The sequence below is a fragment of the Methylobacterium sp. EM32 genome (assembly GCF_040593685.1).
GTDB lineage: Bacteria > Pseudomonadota > Alphaproteobacteria > Rhizobiales > Beijerinckiaceae > Methylobacterium.
The window spans coordinates 34,012-51,118 of sequence record NZ_JBEXZS010000171.1 but is presented as its reverse complement, the minus strand read 5'-3'; the positions used below and the strand labels follow the sequence as shown (position 1 = coordinate 51,118).

Genomic DNA, 17,107 nt, shown 5'->3' with positions numbered 1-17,107 from the left:
CGATGCTGGCCCTGCTCGGCCTGTGCACGATCGCGCTGCTGCTCGCCGCCATCCTGACCAAGCGCCTGTCGCCCCTCGTGGCGCTGATCGTCATCCCGGTCGCCGCCGCCCTCGTCGGCGGCTTCGGGCTCGATACCGGCAAGTTCGTCCTCGCCGGCATCCAGAGCCTGGCGCCGGTCGTCGGGATGTTCGTATTCGCGATCCTGTTCTTCGGCATCGTCAGCGATGCCGGCCTGCTCGATCCGATCATCGACCGGATCCTCGCCACCGTCGGCACCCGGCCGAGCCGGATCGTCCCCGGCACGACCATGCTCGCGCTGCTGATCCACCTCGACGGCTCGGGCGCGGTCACCTTCCTGATCACGATTCCCGCGATGCTGCCGCTCTACGACCGGGTCGGGATCGACCGGCGCATCCTCGCCTGCGCGGCCTCGCTCGCCGCCGGCGTGAACTTCCTGCCCTGGACCGGGCCGATGATCCGCGCTTCCGCCGCCCTGAAGCTGCCGATCCCCGACATCTTCACGCCGCTGGTGCCGGTGCAGGCGGTCGGCCTCCTCTTCATCTTCGCCGTCTCCTACTGGCTCGGCCTGCGCGAGGAGCGCCGGCTGAAGCGCGCCGGTGCCGGCACCGGAGAGGCGGTCGCCGCCGGCGGGCGCGCGTTGAGCGATGCCGAGCGGTCGTTGCGCCGGCCCGACCGGTTCTGGCCGAACCTCGTCCTCACGATCGCGGTGCTCGGCACCATGGTGTTGATGGCCGAAAAGATCCCGCCGGCGCTGATGTTCATGCTCGGCACGGCACTCGCGCTGATCATCAACTATCCGAGCGTCGACGCGCAGCGCCAGCGCATCGACGCTCACGCGAAGGCGGCGATCCTGATGGCGTCGATCCTGCTGGCAGCCGGCGTGTTCACCGGCATCATGCAGGGCACCGGCATGCTGAAGGCGATGGCGCAAGGAGCCGTGGCCTTCGTGCCGCCCGGCCTCGCCCCGCACATCCCCTTCGCGCTCGGCCTCGTCTCGATGCCGCTCAGCATGCTGTTCGACCCGGATTCGTTCTATTTCGGCGTGCTGCCGGTGGTGGCCGAGGTCGCCCACCAGCTCGGCGTGCCGCCGCTCCAGGTGGCGCAAGGAGCGCTGCTCGGCCAGATGACCACCGGATTCCCGGTTAGCCCGCTCACCCCGGCGACCTTCCTGGTCTGCGGCCTGTGCGGCATCGACCTCGCCGACCACCAGAAATTCACCTTCCCGTTCCTGCTCGCGGCCTCCGTGGTGATGACCTTCGCGGCCGTCGCCTTCGGGGTGTTTCCGCTCTGAGCCGAGGAGACCGATGATGAAGACTATCCGCCTGGGCGCCGGGGCCGGTTATGCCGGCGACCGGATCGAGCCCGCGGTCGAGCTCGCCGAGCACGGCGCCCTCGACTACCTCGTCTTCGAGTGCCTGGCCGAGCGCACCATCGCGCTCGCCCAGCAGGCCCGCCTGCGCGACCCCGCCGCCGGCTACGACCCGCTGCTGGAGGCCCGGATGCGGGCGGTGCTGGCGCCGTGCCGCCGGAACGGCACCCGTATCGTCACCAATATGGGCGCGGCGAACCCCCTCGCCGCCGCGGAAAAAACCCGGGCGATCGCCCGCGACCTCGGCCTCACCGGCCTCAAGGTGGCGGCGGTGATCGGCGACGACGTGCTGGAGGCGGTGGGCGCCGGCGACTACGAGATCCTGGAGACCGGCGGCCGGGTGCGCGACCTCGGCAACCGGGTGATCTCGGCCAATGCCTATCTCGGCGCCGGCCCGATCGCCGAGGCGCTGGCCCAGGGCGCCGATGTCGTCATCACCGGCCGGGTCGGCGACCCGGCGCTCTTCCTCGCGCCGCTCATCCACGCCTTCGGCTGGGCCATGGACGACTGGGAGCGGCTCGGCCGCGGCACGCTCGCCGGCCACCTCCTCGAATGCGCCGGCCAGATCACCGGCGGCTACTTCGCCGATCCGGGGGTGAAGGACGTGGCCGGCCTCGCCCGCCTCGGCTTTCCCATCGGCATCGTCGACGAGGCGGGCGGGATCGAGATCACCAAGGTGCCGGGATCGGGCGGACAGGTGACGCTCGCGACCTGCAAGGAGCAGCTGCTCTACGAGGTCCACGACCCCGCCCGCTACCTCCAGCCCGACGTGGTGGCGGATTTCTCCGAGGTGACGATGGAGGCTCTCGGCCCCGACCGGGTACGGGTCACGGGCGGGCGCGGCGCGCCCGCGACCGGGCTCCTCAAGGTCTCGGTCGGGCTGATCGATTCCTATATCGGCGAGGGCCAGATCTCCTATGCGGGCCCGGGCGCCGCGGCCCGCGGCCGCCTCGCCCTCGACATCGTGCGCGAGCGCCTGGAGCTCACCGGCGTTCGGGTGAGCGAGCTGCGCTTCGACCTGATCGGCGTCGATTCCCTGCACGGCGCTCGTCTGGCGGGTGAGGCAGAGCCCTACGAGGTCAGAATCCGCGTCGCCGGGCGCTGCGACAGCCTCGGCGAGGCGGCCCGGATCGGCAACGAGGTCGAGACCCTCTACACCAACGGCCCGGCCGGCGGCGGCGGGGCCTGGAAATCGGCCCGCGAGGTGGTCGGCGTGCTCTCGGTGCTGGTGCCGGCCGCGCTCGCCCGGCCGAGCGTGCGGATGATCGAGGCGTGAGGGAGACGAATATGAAGCTGCGCGCGCTCGCCCATTCCCGCACCGGCGACAAGGGCAACACCGCCAACATCTCGCTGATCGCCCACGATCCGGCCGATTACCCGCGTCTGGAGCGCCACGTCACCGCGGAGCGGGTGCGGGCTCATTTCGCCGGTCTCATTCAGGGTGAGGTGACCCGCTACGCCCTCCCCCGCCTCGGCGCCCTCAACTTCGTGATGACGGGGGCCCTGGGCGGCGGAGTCACGCGATCCCTGGCGCTCGACGCCCACGGCAAGGGCTTGAGCGCGGCGTTGCTCGACCTGGACATCCCCGAAGAGGCATAAGGCTCCGACCGGGGGAGGCCACGATGATGTGGAGCGTGGCCGGTCGGGGATTGCCGGCCGGCCCGTGATCGCGTCCCATCACCGTCATGCGGATCGAGATCGCGCGCAGAGGACAGGTCGTCAACGGCGGCTCAAGCTTAACCGGCAGTGAGTCGAACCTGCGCGTTTCTCGGCGATCGTCACGGCTTTCGCTGACCAGCCGAGCAGAGCCCAGGGGTTCGTCTTGGCTCAGCTTCATTTCGGGCTGGATCGGCGGTAACGCGCATGTTACCCGACAAATACGGAACCGAATCGGTTCACCTCCCTCCTTATCCGGAACTGCCATGCTCCTCCGGTTTCATCTGGGCCGGATGGCCTGCCTGACGGCGGCCATTCTTGCCGGTCATCTGGTTGCGGCCCAACCCGCTTCGGCCTGCCCGGCCGCCTTGCCGGCGGCGGTGGAGCGGATGAGTCTCGACGTGACTGAGGCGCACGTGGCGCGGCGCGAGGCGGTGCGGGTGCTCGCCATCGGTTCGTCCTCGACCGAGGGCATCGGCGCCTCCGCGCCGGACCGAACCTACCCGTACCTGCTGCAGCAATCTCTGCGCGCCGCCTGGCGCGGCACCCCGGTCGAGGTCAGCAATGCGGGCATCGGCGGCGAGACCGCCGACCAGACCCTGGCGCGCCTCGCCGAGGCCCTGAACCAGACGGTCAAGCCCGACCTGGTGATCTGGCAGGTCGGCACCAACGACGCGATCACCGGCGGCAGCGAGGCGACGTTCCGGGTCCGGCTCGAGCAGGGCATCGCCCTCGTCCGCGCCGCCGGCAGCGACCTGATCATCCTCGACCAGCAATATTACCCGGCGATCCCCGACCACGCCCGCTACGAGCGCTTCGTCGGCCTGGTCGCGGCGGTGGCGACCGGGGCCGAGGTGCCGGTCTTCTCGCGCTACGCCCTGATGAAGGACTGGAACCGCCAGGATCCGGACCTGCTTGCCGGCATGCTGTCCTCCGACAAGTTCCACATGGGCGACCAGGGCTATGCCTGCCTCGCCCAGGCGCTCGGCCGCGACATCCAGGACGCCGTGACCCCGCGGCCTGACCCGCTCCAGGCGGTCGCCCGGGCGAAGCGCCAGCCGCTGCCGGGGAATATCGGGCTGAAGCGGGGCTGAAGCGAGCCTCATCGATCGGTGTGGTGGAGTGGCGCCCTCGGACGGATCCCGTCCGGGGCGTCGTGCATTTTGAGCTTTCCGACTGCCTTTCGGACGATCCCACCCGCAACCTCATCCTGAGAGCCGGGTTGAACGGATTGGCGGACCGAATTGCCACCCTCAATGTCATCCCGGGGCCGCGCAGCGGAACCCGGGATCCATAACCGCCGACGCTGCAGAATGAAGCGGATGGCGTTCAGCCCGAGGCTGCACCGTCAGCGGTTATGGATCCCGGGTTCTCGCCTGCGGCGAGCCCCGGGATGACGTCGAGAGTTGTCAGCTCATGCACCGAGAATGATCGAAACGGACTGCCAAGTAAACTTGGAGCGAGCTTGCGGGCGGGATGGCAACATTCTCTGTGAGATCATAGAGACGCTACACTTCCGGCCCTCGCAGGTGCCACTCCGTCGCGCCCTGATACGCCTGCCCGATGCGGAGCGCCGTCGCCTCGTCGTAGCCGCGGCAGACGATCTGGAGCGAGAGCGGCAGGCCGCCCGCCGTGAACCCGTTCGGCAGCGCCAGGGCGCAGAGTTCGAGCAGGTTGCCGAAGCGGGTGAAGCGCGAGGGCATCACCGTCTGGTCGACGGCGTCGAGGGGGATCGCCGCGCTCTCGGTGGTCGGGGTGAGCAGCGCGTCGATGCCCTCCATCGCCCGGGCGAAGGCAGCCTTCATCTCCTGCTGCATCCGCTTCGTGCGCAGGTAATCCTGCGCGCTCACGCCAGCGCCGGCCAGCGTGCGCAGACGGACATCCTCGTCGAGGCGCGAGGCGCGGTCCTCCGACAGGGCGCCGTTGAAGAAGTAGCACTCGGCCTGCACGATCGCCGAGGTGGTCACGAGGTCGGCGAAGCGGAACGGCAGGTCGACCTCGACGATCTCGGCGCCGAGCCGCGCCAGCGCCTCGAGAGAGGCGTCGTAGGCATCCAGCATCTCGGACGAGATCCCCGCCCGCTCGACGGCGGGCATCCGGGCGAGGCGCAATCCGCGCACGCCGCGATGCAGGACCGGCATCGGGTCCTCGGGGGGGATGCCCCGGGTGTTTGGGTCGCGGGGATCGGGGCCGGACAGGATCGTGTAGAGCAGCGCCACGTCCTCGACGCTGCGCGCCATCGGGCCCGGCGTGTCGAGGGTGGTGCTGAGCGGCACGATCCCGGCGGTGCTGACCCGGCCGATCGTGACCTTGAGCCCGGTCAGCCCGCAGAACGAGGCCGGCAGCCGCACCGAGCCACCGGTATCGGTGCCGATCGCCCAGGGCGCCATCCGGGCCGCCACCGCGACGCCCGAGCCGCTCGACGAGCCGCCGGGCGTGCGCGGCGTCGCGAGGTCCCAGGGGTTCCACGGCGTACCCATATGCTGGTTGGTGCCCCAGCCGCCATAGGCGAACTCGACCGTGTGGGTCTTGCCGAGCACGATCATGCCCTGCGCCAGCATCCGCCTGGCGATGGTCGCGGTCTCGGTGGCGCGGCGCTCGCGGAAATGCGCCGAGCCGCCGGTGGTGATCCGGCCCTCCAGGTCGATCAGGTCCTTGAGCGCCACCGGCACGCCGTGCAGCGGGCCGACGGCGTGGCCGGCGCGGATCATCCGGTCGGCGCCCTCGGCGGCGAGCCGCGCGTCGTCGCCGTAGACAGCGACGAAGGCCTGCAGCTTCGGCTCCAGCCGCTCGATGCGGGCGAGATGCGCCTCCACGGCTTCGACCGGCGAGATTGTTCGGGATGCGATGGCGCGGGCGAGCTGGTGAGCCGGAAGCTCGACGGGATCGGTCACGGTGCGACTCCTCACTGTACGCTGATCCGGGTCAGGTCGACGAACCATGACTGGGGCGAGACGAAGTTCTTGACCCGCGGCGACATTGCCCGCGGGTTGAGATCATGCACGATGTACAGCCAGGGCGGATCATCGACCAGGCGCTCATGCGCCGCCCGCGTCGCCGTAGCGATCGCCTCCGGGTCGGTCGCCCCGGCGAGGTCCCTGAGCGCCGCGTCGAAGCGGGCATCCGTCCATTGCGGAAAGTTGAAGCCCTTCGGCGAGACGTTGGCAGAGGAGAAGTAGCGCGCCATCACGGCGACGTCCGAGGAGGGCGAGGAGACGTTGAGGGCGTTCGCCCCCTGGAGCGACGGCGAATCCGGCGCTGCCCGCCCGGCATTGAGCAGCACCTGCCACTCGACCACGTTGAACGTGACGTCGACGTTGCAGGTCTGCTTCAGGTTCTCCTGCAGGAACTCGTTCATCGGCAGCGGCTGCATCTGCCCCGAGCCGGAGGTCGAGATCATCACCTTGAGCGACAGCGGCTTCTTGTCGGTGAAGCCGGCCTCGGCGAGCAGCGCCCGGCCCTTGTCCGGGTCGAGGCGGTAGCGGTTCTCAGGGGAGCCGAAATCCGGATCGGAGGCCTTCAGCCAACCCACCGCCGGCTCGGCGGTGCCGTTCAGGAAGGTCACGAGTCCCTCCCGGTCGATGCAGTAGTTGAGCGCCCGACGCACCCGCACGTCCTTCAGCGGGCTGTTCGCCGCCCCGATGTTGTAGAACCACGGCCAGACATGCGGGTAGGAGCCGGTGGTGATGGCGAAGCCCGCCTGGCGCAAGGAAGCGAGCCCGTCCGGCGCCGGCGCCTCGATCCAGTCGACCTGGCCCGCGCGCAACGCGGCGATGCGGGCATTGGCCTCCGGGATCGGCATCAGCCGCACCTTGTCGACCTTCGGCAGGTTCTCCCGGTCCCAATAATCCGGGTTGCGCGCGAGCTCGACCGCCTCGCGCGGCCGCACCCCGGTGATGCGGAACGGCCCGGTGCCGGCGGCCGGCAGCATCCCGACCTTGGCCCAGTCCCGCCCGGCCGCCTCGAACGAGGCCGGGGAGGTGAAGAGCAGGTAGACCACCATGTAGGGAAAGTACGAAGCCGGGCTCGCACTGGTGATGGCGACCGTGCGGTCGTCGATCTTGCGGTAGCTCGCGAGCAACGGCGCCCGCGCCCGGGTGATGCCAGCGGCCGGCGGCTCGTATTGCGGGCTGTCCTGCTTGAAGTAGCGGTCGAGGTTCCAGATCACCGCGTCGGCATCGAAGGCGGTGCCGTCGTGGAAGCGCACGCCCTGGCGCAGGTGGAAGATCCAGGTCTTCGCGTCGTCCGGCGCCTGCTCCCACCTCTCCGCCAGGCCCGGCCGCAGGGTCGCCAGCCGGTCGGTGCGCGAGAGGTCCCACAGCACCAGCCCCTCGAAGACCGGGTAGCCGAGGAAGCGCATCCCCTCGAAGCCGTTATTCGGCATGCCGGTGGTGGTCGGCACGTCGGCGGCAGTCATGCCGATGCGCAGGACCGACTCGGCCTGGGCCGGTGCGGCGAGGAGGAGCGCCGAGAGGGCGACGGAGAGGCAGAGCGAGCGGGGCATGGCGGCGGGCTCCGTGAGGGCTCGTCCGCCGCCGCAAGAGCCGGGCCAGTCCGGCTCTTGCGAAGTCGAGTTGTTAGCTTTTGAGCCGGTACCCCGTCCGGAAGATCCACGCCACCGCCGCGAGGCAGCCAGCCAGGAACACCAGAGCCATGACGACGCTCACCGCCGGGTTGACGTCCGAGTGGCCGTAGAAGCTCCAGCGGAAGCCGCTGATCAGGTAGACGACCGGGTTGACGAGGCTGACCGTCCGCCACACCGGCGGCAGCATGTCGATCGAGTAGAAGCTGCCGCCCAAGAAGGTCAGCGGGGTGACGATGAGCAGCGGCACCAGCTGCAGCTTCTCGAACCCGTCCGCCCACAGGCCGATCACGAAGCCGAACAGGCTGAAGGTGACGGCGGTGAGGACCAGGAAGAACACCATCACGAACGGGTGCTCGATGCGCAGGGGCACGAACAGAGCCGAGGTCGCCAGGATGATCAGCCCGAGCATGATCGATTTGGTCGCCGCCGCCCCGACATAGCCGGCGACGATCTCCACCGCCGAGATCGGGGCCGACAGGATCTCGTAGATCGTGCCGGAGAAGCGCGGGAAGTAGATGCCGAACGAGGCGTTGGCGATGCTTTGCGTCAAGAGCGTCAGCATGATCAGCCCCGGCACGATGAAAGCGCCGTAGGGCACGCCGTCGACCGAGGTGATCCGGCCGCCGATCGCGGCGCCGAACACCACGAAGTAGAGCGAGGTCGAGATCACCGGCGCGACGATGCTCTGGAGCAGCGTGCGGAAGGCGCGGTGCATCTCGAAGCCGTAGATGGCGCGGATGGCGGGCCAGTTCATGCGCGGTCCCTCACGAGATCGACGAAGATGTCCTCGAGCGAGCTCTGACGGGTCTGGAGATCGCGGAAACGGATGCCGGCGCTGGCGAGGTCGGTGAGCAGCGTCGTGATGCCGGTGCGCTCGGCCTTGGTGTCGTAGGTGTAGGTCAGCGCGGCACCGTCCTCCGACAGCGTCAGCGGATGGGCGGCGAGCGCCGGCGGCAGCACGCCGAGGGGCTCGTGGAGCTGGAGCGTCAGCTCCTTGCGGCCGAGCTTGCGCATCAGCTCGGCCTTCTCCTCAACCAGCACGATCTCGCCCTTGGCGATCACCCCCACCCGGTCGGCCATCTCCTCCGCCTCCTCGATGTAGTGGGTGGTGAGGATGACGGTGACGCCCTGCTCGCGCAGGCGGCGCACCATGCGCCACATGTCCTGGCGGAGCGCCACGTCGACGCCGGCGGTCGGCTCGTCGAGGAACAGGATGCGCGGCTCGTGCGCGAGCGCCTTGGCGATCAGCACCCGGCGCTTCATGCCCCCCGACAGGGTCATGATCTTCGCGTCGCGCTTCTCCCACAGCGAGAGGTCGCGCAAGGTCTGCTCGATATGGGCGGGATCGGGTTTGAGGCCGAACAGGCCGCGGCTGAAGCTCACCGTCGCCCACACCGTCTCGAAGGCGTCGGCGGTGAGCTCCTGCGGCACCAGGCCGATGAGGCGCCGCGCGGCGCGGGGCTCGGCCAGGATGTCGTGCCCGCCGACCGTCACCGTGCCGGTGCTCGGCGTGACGATGCCGCAGATGATGCTGATGAGGGTCGTCTTGCCGGCGCCGTTCGGCCCGAGCAGGGCGAAGATCTCGCCCTGGCGGACGGTCAGGTCGACGCGCTTGAGCGCGGCGTGACCCGAGGCGTAGGTCTTCGACAGGTTACTGATCGCGATGATGGGCGTCATCCGGTCCCGGGGCGTGCTGGGGCGAGCGGTGTCGCGCCTCACCTAGGCCGGAGGGGGCGGGAGCGCCACCATCCGTTGCCAGCAAGTGGTCGCGCTCGGGCCTGAGCGCGACGGGAGACCGGCTCGATGCAGCGCCGCTATGCGCCCCTTCCGCCGCCGGGTTGGTGCGCCAGCGCACTTGGCGGTGCCGGTCGATGGGCTGTGCCGGTCAGGCGGCCTTTCCGGGGCCGTCCCGATCCGGGCCGTCCTCGTCGTCGAGGTCGTCGCCGTCATAGGCGTCCTCGTCGGATTCCGGCCGCTCGTCTTCGTCGTCCTCCGGCGCCCCGGAATCGTCCCGGCTCCGGACCTTGGTGTAGAAGTTGCCGACCTGCAGCGCCTCGCCGGCGGTGACCATCGAGCTCAGATAGGCGTTGATGGTCGCCGGCGCGGCGTCGGGCAGCGCGCGCAGGATCTGCGGCTGCGACAGGCCCTGCGGCCCGGCGCCGTCGATCAGCGCCTTGAGGCGGCCCTTGGTCGAGTTCGCCCGCGGTCCCCGCGGCCCGCGCCGCCCGCCCGCGCGGGGCTCGCCGCGATCCGGACCGGCGGCCGGGCCCGCCGAGGGCAGCGACAGCCCGAGATCCTCGATCGGCGTATCCTCGATGATCGCCCGGAGCGCGTTCTCGGCGAGCCGGAGCTTGGCCAGCTCTGCCCCGATCCGCTCGTACTCGGCCTCGAGCGCCGCTCTCCGTTGGCTCACATCAGCCAAGGCCTTCATGAGCGCATCATTCCCCGACATTGCCCCTCCAGATCATCCGGGCAGGGGCTCCTTGCACAGGCGGTCACGCCCGTCAACGAACGGGGCGCCGAAGTTTTCGATCGAAGGTCGGCGCGCGTGATCCGTCCTGTGCCGATGCAGGTCCAAGAACGCGATGCAAAGTCGAGAAAAGTGGATTTGGACACAAGCTGACAATTTTGGACTTCACGGCCAGATGGCCGCAGTCCTTCAGCCGCCCAAGATTTTGTTAATATATATAAAAGTGGTGAGCGCGCTGGGACTCGAACCCAGGACCTACAGATTAAAAGTCCGTTGCTCTACCAGCTGAGCTACGCGCCCGCGCTCCAAGGATGGCGGCGCGGCGCTGGCGGGCCGGCCCAGATCCTGTTCGGAGCAGAGGCGGACATAGGGGGTTGACGCAGCCGGGTCAACCGGGAGACCACGGCCGCCCACACATGCCCGCATCGATGACGCCCGACACCGCCTCCCACGCCGATCCCGCCGCGCGCTGGCGGCTTTTCACGGGCCTCTTCCTCGGCGCGGCTGGGCTGGCCGGGCTCCTCGTGCTCGCCTTCGTGGCCGCCCTCGACCCCTACGGCCTGCGCGCCGCGCCCGGGCGGGCGCAGGGGCCGATCATGGATCTCAACCAGCGCTTCATGTACCCGCAGGTGGTGCGCGGCGGGGCGTACGACGCGGCGGTGTTCGGCACCTCGACCGCCCGCCTCCTCGATCCGCGTGCGCTCGACCGGGCCTTCGGCGGACGTTTCGCCAACCTCGCGATGAACGCCGCGACGCCCTGGGAGCAGACGCAGCTCGCCCGGCTGTTCCTGGCGCGGGCGCCCGCGACGGCGGTGCTGTTCGGTCTCGACGCGTCGTGGTGCGAGGCGGATGCGGACCGGAAGCGGCTGACCTTCCGGGCCTTCCCGCCCTGGCTCTACCGCGAGCCCCTGGCCTGGACCGCCGTGTTTCACCAGTGGAACCAGCAGAGCGTCGAGATCGCCGGGCGGGCGCTGCTCCACCGCCTCGGCCGCATGCCGGCCCGCATCCGCAGCGACGGCTACGAGGTCTTCACCCCGCCGGAATCGCGCTACGACGCCGCCCGCGCCGCGGCGCATATCCACGGCGACGCGCCTCGCCTCAAGGAGCGGCCCGAGGCGGATCCGGCCACGCCAGCCCTCCCCTGGCTCGACGAACTCCTCGGCCTCGCGCCGACGGAGGCGCGCAAGATCGTCGCGTTCATGCCCGTCAACGTGGTGGCGCAGCCCGAGCCCGGCAGCGCGGCGGCCGCCCGCGAGGCGGCCTGCAAGGCGCGGGTGGCGGAGATCGCCCGCCGGCACGGTGCCCTCGCGGTCGATTTCCGCATTCCGTCGGTCGTGACGCGGGACGACACCCTTTACTGGGACGCCCTGCATTACCGCCTGCCGGTGGCCGACCGGATCGTTTCGGCCCTGCGCCGAGCGGCCGAGGCGGGGCGCGACGACCCGGACGGGTTCTACCGGGTGCTCGCCGCGCCGCGGGCGGAGCCCTGAGGACGGTTCACGCCGCGCGGTCGCGCTCCGCCTTCTCCCAGCCCTCGCGGGTCTCGCCGATGAAGTCGTGGAGCCGCCCGGCCGCGATGGCCCGGCGCAGGCCCGCCATCAGGTCCTGGTAGTACGACAGGTTGTTCCAGGTCAGCAGCATCATGCCCAGGATCTCGCCGGCGCGGACGAGGTGGTGCAGGTAGGCCTTGCTGTAGAGGTTCGCCGCCGGGCAGGTCGATTCCGGGTCGAGGGGCGCATTGTCCTCGGCGAAGCGCGCGTTGCGCAGGTTGAGGCGGCCGTGGCGGGTATAGACCATGCCGTGGCGGCCGGCCCGGGTCGGCATCACGCAGTCGAACATGTCGATGCCGCGGCTCACCGCCTGCACGATGTCGTCCGGCGTGCCGACGCCCATCAGGTAGCGCGGCTTCTCCGTCGGCAGGTGCGGCTCGACGGTCTCGATCATCGCCAGCATCGTCGCCTGCGGCTCGCCGACCGCGAGGCCGCCGATCGCGTAACCCTTGAGGTCGAGACCGACCAGCGCCTTCGCGCTCTCGATCCGCAGGCCTGGGATGTCGCCGCCCTGCACGATGCCGAACATCGCCTTGCCGGGCTGGTCGCCGAAGGCGATGCGGCAGCGCTCGGCCCAGCGGAGGGACAGCCGCATCGCGCTCTCGATCGCCGATTCGGGCGCGGGCAGGCGCACGCACTCGTCGAGCTGCATCTGGATGTCGGAGCCGAGCAGGCCCTGGATCTCGATCGAGCGCTCGGGGCTGAGCAGGTGGGTCGAGCCGTCGAGATGCGACTGGAACCGCACGCCGGTCTCGTCGAGCTTCCGGAGACCGGCCAGCGACATGACCTGGAAGCCGCCGGAATCGGTCAGGATCGGGTAGGGCCACTGCATCATCGCGTGCAGGCCCCCTAAGCGCGCCACCCGCTCGGCGCCGGGGCGCAGCATCAGGTGGTAGGTGTTGCCCAAGACCACGTCGGCGCCGAGCGCCTTGACCTGCTCGGGATACATCGCCTTGACGGTGCCGGCGGTGCCTACCGGCATGAAGGCCGGGGTGCGGATCACGCCCCGCGGCATCCGGATCTCGCCGGTACGGGCGGGACCGTCGGTCGCCGCGACGGTGAAGCTGAACTGATCGGTCATCGCGTCTCCGCCCGGAAGAGCAGGCTGCTATCGCCGTAGGAATAGAATCGGTAGCCGCGGGCGATCGCGGCGTCGTAGGCCGCCCGCATCGGCTCGAGCCCGGCGAAGGCCGAGACGAGCATGAACAGGGTCGAGCGCGGCAGGTGGAAGTTGGTCATCAGCGCGTCGACCGCGCGGAAGCGGTAGCCCGGGGTGATGAAGATGTCGGTGGCGCCGGTCCAGGGCCGGATCGTGCCGTCGGGCTCGGCAGCGCTCTCGAGGAGCCGGAGCGCCGTGGTGCCGATGGCGACGATCCGCCCGCCCGCGGCACGGACCCGGTTCAGCGCTTCGGCGGCCTCGCCCGTGATCTCGCCGATCTCGGCATGCATCCGGTGTTCGTCGGTGTCGTCGGCCTTGACCGGCAGGAAGGTGCCGGCGCCGACATGCAGCGTCACCCGCACCTGCGCCAAGCCGGCGGCCGAGCAGGCGTCGAGCAGCGCGGGCGTGAAGTGCAGGCCGGCGGTGGGGGCCGCCACCGCCCCGGGCTCGCGGGCATAGACCGTCTGGTAGTCGGCGGCGTCCCGCGCGTCGGTCGGGCGCTTGGCGGCGATGTAGGGGGGCAGCGGCAGTTCCCCCAACGCCGCCACCGCCTCGTCGAGGGCCGGCCCGGCGAGGTCGAAGGCGAAGGTGGTCTCGCCCCCGTCCCCGCGCTCCACGATGGTGGCGTCGAGGCGGGTCATGGCGCAGGTTTCGCCCTCCCCGGTCCCGCCGAAGCTGACCCAGTCGCCGACCCGCAGGCGCTTGGCCGGCCGCGCGAAGGCGCGCCAGCGATCCGGCGCCTCGCGGAGATGCAGCATCGCCTCGAGGCGGACATCGGGGCCGTCCGGCCGGTGGCGCAGGCCGCGCAGGCGCGCCGGGATCACCCGCGTGTCGTTGAACACCAGGACGTCGCCGGGCCGCAGCAGGCCCGGCAGGTCGCGCACCACCCGGTCCTCCGGGGGGCGGCCGGGATGCAGCAGCATCAGGCGGGCGCCGTCCCGCGGCACCGCGGGCCGGAGGGCGATGCGGTCCTCCGGCAGGTCGAAATCGAACAGGTCCACGCGCATCCGGCCCTTCAGCCAGGATTCCGCCGCCGGATCAATGGGGCGAGTGCATTCCAGCTGATTGACAATAAGTTGTCGAATTGGCACCGTGTTGTCGAACGAGGGAAGGTCCCGTGTCCCGTGTCGAGACTGCCACCGCGCTGATCCTGGAGGTGTTTCGCCTCAATGGCGCCCTGCTCGCCGCCGGCGACGCACTCACCCGCGACCTCGGCCTCACCAGCGCCCGCTGGCAGGTGCTCGGCGCCGTCGCCCTGGCGGGGCGGCCGCTGACGGTGGCGGGCGCGGCACGGGCCATGGGGCTGACCCGGCAGGCGGTACGGCGCCTGGTGACCGAGCTGGCGGCGGACGGGTTCGTGGCGCTCGCGCCCAATCCGGATCACCGGCGGGCCGCCCTGGTGGTGCTGACCGAGGCGGGCCAGCGCGCCTATGCGGCGGCGCAGGCGCGCCAGGCCACCTGGGCCGCCCGCATGACGGAGGGATGCGCGCCCGCCTCCCTCCGGGAGGCCACGACCCTGCTCCGGCGCCTGCGCGCCGCGCTGGAGCAGGACGAGGAGAGTGGCGCTGCGGAGGCGGAGTCATGAGCGACGTGGTGCTGATCAATTCCTTCGAGGTCGCCCCCGGGGATGAGGCGGCGGCCATCGCCTACTGGGAGCGCGCGGCCGATCACCTGCGCCGGCAGCCCGGCTTCGTCGAGACCAAGCTGCACCGCGCCGTCGCGCCGGGCGCCCGCTTCCTGCTGGTCAACGTGGCGACCTGGCGCTCGGCCGAGGCGTTCCGGGCGGCGACCTCCGATCCCGCCTTCCGCGCCCTGGTCGGGCCGGAGATGGGGCGCTTCCCGCACCATCCCGGCCTCTACGAGGTGATCCGCAACTGACGGCGTGTCGATAGAGGAGACCTTGGCATCACGGGCCGGGCCGCCCCATCTGAGGCGTCACCGGTCCCGATCGTCGCGGAGTCTCTCGTCATGGCCAGCCATCCGACCCTCGATGCCGAGCTCGTCGTCTGGTGGGAGTGCGAGGCCGAGCGGCTGGAGAGCCTCGCGGCCTCCGCCCGTTTCGGCTTCACGCGCAACCACTACGCCCGCAAGGCTGCGGCGGCCCGGGCGCGGGCCCAGGTGAGCCGCCTGCGCGAGCAGGCCCGCGCGGGCGACCGGCCGGCCACCGCCTGATCGGTGAGGCGATCGGCGCGGGCCCGAGGGCTTGCGCCTACGCGATCGTCACGACGACCCGGCCGCGGGTGCGCCCGGCGAGGATCTCGGGCCCGCGTTCGATCACCTCGGCGAGCGGCACGGTGGTGGTCATCGCCGAGAGAGCGGCGGGGTCGAGGTCGCGGGCGAGCCGGGCCCAGGCCTCGCGGCGCAAGGGCAGCGGCGCCATCACGCTCTCGATGCCGTAGAGCGCGACCCCGCGCAGGATGAAGGGCGCCACCGAGGTCGGCAGGTCCATGCCGCCGGCGAGCCCGCAGGCCGCGACGGCACCGCCATACCGGGTCATCGCCAGGGCGTTGGCGAGGGTCGTCGAACCGACCGCGTCGATCGCGGCGGCCCAGCGCTCTTTCCCCAGGGGCTTGCCCGGCTGGCTCAGCTCGGCCCGGTCGATGATCTCGGCCGAGCCGAGGCCGCGCAGGTACCCGGCCTCCTCGTCCGCCCGTCCGGTCGAGGCGATGACGTGCCAGCCGGCGCGCGCCAGGAGCGAGACCGCCACCGAGCCGACGCCGCCCGCGGCCCCCGTCACCAGGGCCGGGCCGGATTCCGGGGTGAGGCCGTGGCGCTCCAGCGCCAGCAGGGCCAGCATCGCGGTGTAGCCGGCGGTGCCGACCGCCATCGCCTGCTCGGGTGTGAGGTTGGCCGGCAGCGCCACCAGCCAGTCGCCCTTGACCCGGGATTTTTCCGCGTAGGCGCCGAGATGGGTCTCGCCGGTGCCCCAGCCGTTGAGCACCACGGCGTCGCCCGGCTTCCAGTCCGGGTGGGAGGAGGTCTCGACCACGCCGGCGAAGTCGATGCCGGGGATCATCGGCCAGCGCCGCACCACCGGGGCCTTGCCGGTCAGCGCCAGCCCGTCCTTGTAGTTGAGGGTGGAGTGGGTGACCCGGACGGTGACGTCGCCGTCCATCAGCTCGGATTCGTCGACATCCTTGAGCGCGACGCGCTGCCCGCCCTCGCCCTTCTCGATCACCACCGCCTTGAACGTGCCCACGCTCCGCCTCCCTGATCGCGCGCGGCGCTCGAGCCGCGTTCGCTTCGCTCAGGGTTCTGGTGCGCGAGTGCCGCGGCGGCAAGGCTGAGCGGCTCCGAGAGACGGCCCGGGCATCCGCCCGGGCCGCGTGTCCACCTCAGTAGCCGTCGTAGACGCTGCCGCCGCCGAAGACGAGGCCGGTTCCGGCGCCGACCGCCGCGCCGGCGAGCCCGATGCCCGCCCCCGCGAGGCCGAGGCCCGCCCCGACGATCCCGCCGGGGGCCGGACCGGCGCCGTAGCCGCCGCCATTCGCCGGCACCCAGCCCGAGCGGCCGGGCTCGACCAGGACGCGGCGCTGGTAGGAGGCGTAGGCCGGGGGGATCACCTGCGGCACCACCTGGGCCGGGCGCACCAGCACGCGGCGGGTCTGGGTGGCGTAGCGGGCGGGAATCGTGACCCAGCAGCCGACGGTCTGGCCGTAGGCGTCGACGGATGTCTGCCACACGCGGCGGGCCGGCGCGACCAGCACCTGCTCGGAGACGGTGTCGTAGACCGGCGGCACGACGTGGCTCACCGTGCGCGGCGGGCGCACCATCACCTGCTCTGACACCGTGCCGTAGACCGGCGGGGTCGCGACGTGGCGGTAGCAATCGGTGGTGCAGCCGTAGCCGCCGGCGACGGCCGGGGCGGCGAAGAGCAGGCCCGCCGCGAGGGCGGTCGCGGCGGTGGCGCGGGTGGTGGCACGGGTGACCCGGGCGGTCATGGTCAGGCTTCCTCGAGGGGGGGCGCGGGGAAAGGGTCGGCGCGGGGCTCGCCAGCGCCACGCTTGCCCGTGAGAGAAGCCGCTCGGATGCCCTTCAGGCAAGCCGAAACCCGGAAGAGGGTAAAATTGCCCTCGGGATTTACTACGTATTTCGGGGGGTTGCGGAGGGATTCGCGCAAGCCTGAGAGTCGATCGGTAGGCGGGATTGCGGAACCGGAGACTTGTATGAATCACCTATAGTTACCGTAAACCTTGCAGCGACGATCGCGGCAGGTCCGCGCCGCCGCCCGATCGCGCAGGGCCGGCCCTTCGTTTCGCCCCTCCCCGCCCCTACGGTGCCGAGCCGGCCGGACGC

General features: G+C 71.1%; 17 protein-coding genes and 1 tRNA gene. 8 read left to right on the top strand and 10 right to left on the bottom strand.

The annotated features are described in order from the left end of the window. Positions 1 to 2 precede the first annotated feature (2 nt). The 4 genes from ABZT49_RS22380 to ABZT49_RS22365 all read left to right on the top strand — a co-directional run bounded on the left by ABZT49_RS22380 (position 3) and on the right by ABZT49_RS22365 (position 4,141). Positions 3 to 1,313 carry a citrate:proton symporter gene (locus tag ABZT49_RS22380; protein WP_355289076.1) on the top strand — a complete coding sequence of 437 codons (1,311 nt, stop codon included), beginning with the start codon at positions 3 to 5 and terminating at the stop codon, positions 1,311 to 1,313. 16 nt (positions 1,314 to 1,329) lie between these two features. Continuing rightward, the gene (locus tag ABZT49_RS22375; protein WP_355289074.1) at positions 1,330 to 2,667 is read left to right on the top strand and encodes an acyclic terpene utilization AtuA family protein; all 1,338 of its coding nucleotides are present in this window, start codon (positions 1,330 to 1,332) and stop codon (positions 2,665 to 2,667) included. 11 nt (positions 2,668 to 2,678) lie between these two features. After that, entirely contained in the window at positions 2,679 to 2,990 is a 312-nt protein-coding gene (locus ABZT49_RS22370; RefSeq protein WP_355289072.1) for a hypothetical protein, read from the top strand. Between the two features lie 323 nt (positions 2,991 to 3,313). Continuing rightward, complete coding sequence (locus ABZT49_RS22365) at positions 3,314 to 4,141, top strand: SGNH/GDSL hydrolase family protein (RefSeq protein ID WP_355289070.1); 828 nt, start codon at positions 3,314 to 3,316, stop codon at positions 4,139 to 4,141. A gap of 414 nt (positions 4,142 to 4,555) precedes the next feature. On the opposite strand, the gene ABZT49_RS22360 is transcribed toward ABZT49_RS22365, so the two are convergent. From ABZT49_RS22360 to ABZT49_RS22335, 6 genes are all read right to left on the bottom strand, one after another. Further along, the gene (locus tag ABZT49_RS22360) at positions 4,556 to 5,941 is read right to left on the bottom strand and encodes an amidase (RefSeq protein WP_355289068.1); all 1,386 of its coding nucleotides are present in this window, start codon (positions 5,939 to 5,941) and stop codon (positions 4,556 to 4,558) included. Positions 5,942 to 5,952: 11 nt separating this feature from the next. Further along, the gene (locus ABZT49_RS22355; protein ID WP_355289066.1) at positions 5,953 to 7,551 is read right to left on the bottom strand and encodes an ABC transporter substrate-binding protein; all 1,599 of its coding nucleotides are present in this window, start codon (positions 7,549 to 7,551) and stop codon (positions 5,953 to 5,955) included. Positions 7,552 to 7,624: 73 nt separating this feature from the next. Continuing rightward, positions 7,625 to 8,386: an ABC transporter permease gene (locus ABZT49_RS22350; protein ID WP_355289064.1), complete on the bottom strand. Its 762-nt coding sequence runs from the start codon at positions 8,384 to 8,386 to the stop codon at positions 7,625 to 7,627. Then, complete coding sequence (locus tag ABZT49_RS22345; protein WP_355289062.1) at positions 8,383 to 9,309, bottom strand: ABC transporter ATP-binding protein; 927 nt, start codon at positions 9,307 to 9,309, stop codon at positions 8,383 to 8,385. The genes ABZT49_RS22350 and ABZT49_RS22345 overlap by 4 nt, the downstream gene beginning before the upstream one ends. Positions 9,310 to 9,517: 208 nt before the next feature. Further along, positions 9,518 to 10,045, bottom strand: a complete 528-nt coding sequence (locus ABZT49_RS22340; RefSeq protein ID WP_355289060.1) for a hypothetical protein — start codon at positions 10,043 to 10,045, stop codon at positions 9,518 to 9,520. A gap of 281 nt (positions 10,046 to 10,326) precedes the next feature. After that, positions 10,327 to 10,402, bottom strand: a tRNA-Lys gene (locus ABZT49_RS22335). A 116-nt stretch (positions 10,403 to 10,518) separates the two neighbouring features. Between ABZT49_RS22335 and ABZT49_RS22330 the strand changes: the two genes are divergently transcribed. Next, positions 10,519 to 11,592 (top strand): hypothetical protein, encoded by a 1,074-nt coding sequence (locus ABZT49_RS22330; RefSeq protein WP_355289058.1) that lies wholly within the window; start codon positions 10,519 to 10,521, stop codon positions 11,590 to 11,592. Between the two features lie 7 nt (positions 11,593 to 11,599). Here ABZT49_RS22330 and tgt read toward each other — a convergent pair whose 3' ends face one another. After that, a complete protein-coding gene (tgt, locus tag ABZT49_RS22325) occupies positions 11,600 to 12,733 on the bottom strand; it encodes a tRNA guanosine(34) transglycosylase Tgt (protein WP_355289056.1) in 1,134 nt (377 codons plus the stop codon). Next, positions 12,730 to 13,818: a tRNA preQ1(34) S-adenosylmethionine ribosyltransferase-isomerase QueA gene (gene queA / locus ABZT49_RS22320; RefSeq protein WP_355289054.1), complete on the bottom strand. Its 1,089-nt coding sequence runs from the start codon at positions 13,816 to 13,818 to the stop codon at positions 12,730 to 12,732. The genes tgt and queA overlap by 4 nt, the downstream gene beginning before the upstream one ends. A 110-nt stretch (positions 13,819 to 13,928) precedes the next feature. On the opposite strand from queA, the gene ABZT49_RS22315 reads away from it, so the two are divergent. The 3 genes from ABZT49_RS22315 (at position 13,929) to ABZT49_RS22305 (ending at position 14,983) form a co-directional block, all read left to right on the top strand. Beyond that, positions 13,929 to 14,396 (top strand): helix-turn-helix domain-containing protein, encoded by a 468-nt coding sequence (locus ABZT49_RS22315; RefSeq protein WP_355289052.1) that lies wholly within the window; start codon positions 13,929 to 13,931, stop codon positions 14,394 to 14,396. Continuing rightward, positions 14,393 to 14,689 carry an antibiotic biosynthesis monooxygenase family protein gene (locus tag ABZT49_RS22310; protein WP_355289050.1) on the top strand — a complete coding sequence of 99 codons (297 nt, stop codon included), beginning with the start codon at positions 14,393 to 14,395 and terminating at the stop codon, positions 14,687 to 14,689. The genes ABZT49_RS22315 and ABZT49_RS22310 overlap by 4 nt, the downstream gene beginning before the upstream one ends. Before the next feature lie 90 nt (positions 14,690 to 14,779). After that, entirely contained in the window at positions 14,780 to 14,983 is a 204-nt protein-coding gene (locus tag ABZT49_RS22305) for a hypothetical protein (RefSeq protein ID WP_109971818.1), read from the top strand. Between the two features lie 37 nt (positions 14,984 to 15,020). Here the strand turns inward: ABZT49_RS22305 and ABZT49_RS22300 are convergent, their stop codons facing one another. Both ABZT49_RS22300 and ABZT49_RS22295 read right to left on the bottom strand, forming a co-directional pair. Beyond that, a complete protein-coding gene (locus ABZT49_RS22300) occupies positions 15,021 to 16,010 on the bottom strand; it encodes an MDR family oxidoreductase (protein WP_355289048.1) in 990 nt (329 codons plus the stop codon). Between the two features lie 136 nt (positions 16,011 to 16,146). Then, positions 16,147 to 16,752 carry a hypothetical protein gene (locus ABZT49_RS22295; protein WP_355289046.1) on the bottom strand — a complete coding sequence of 202 codons (606 nt, stop codon included), beginning with the start codon at positions 16,750 to 16,752 and terminating at the stop codon, positions 16,147 to 16,149. Positions 16,753 to 17,107: the final 355 nt, after the last annotated feature.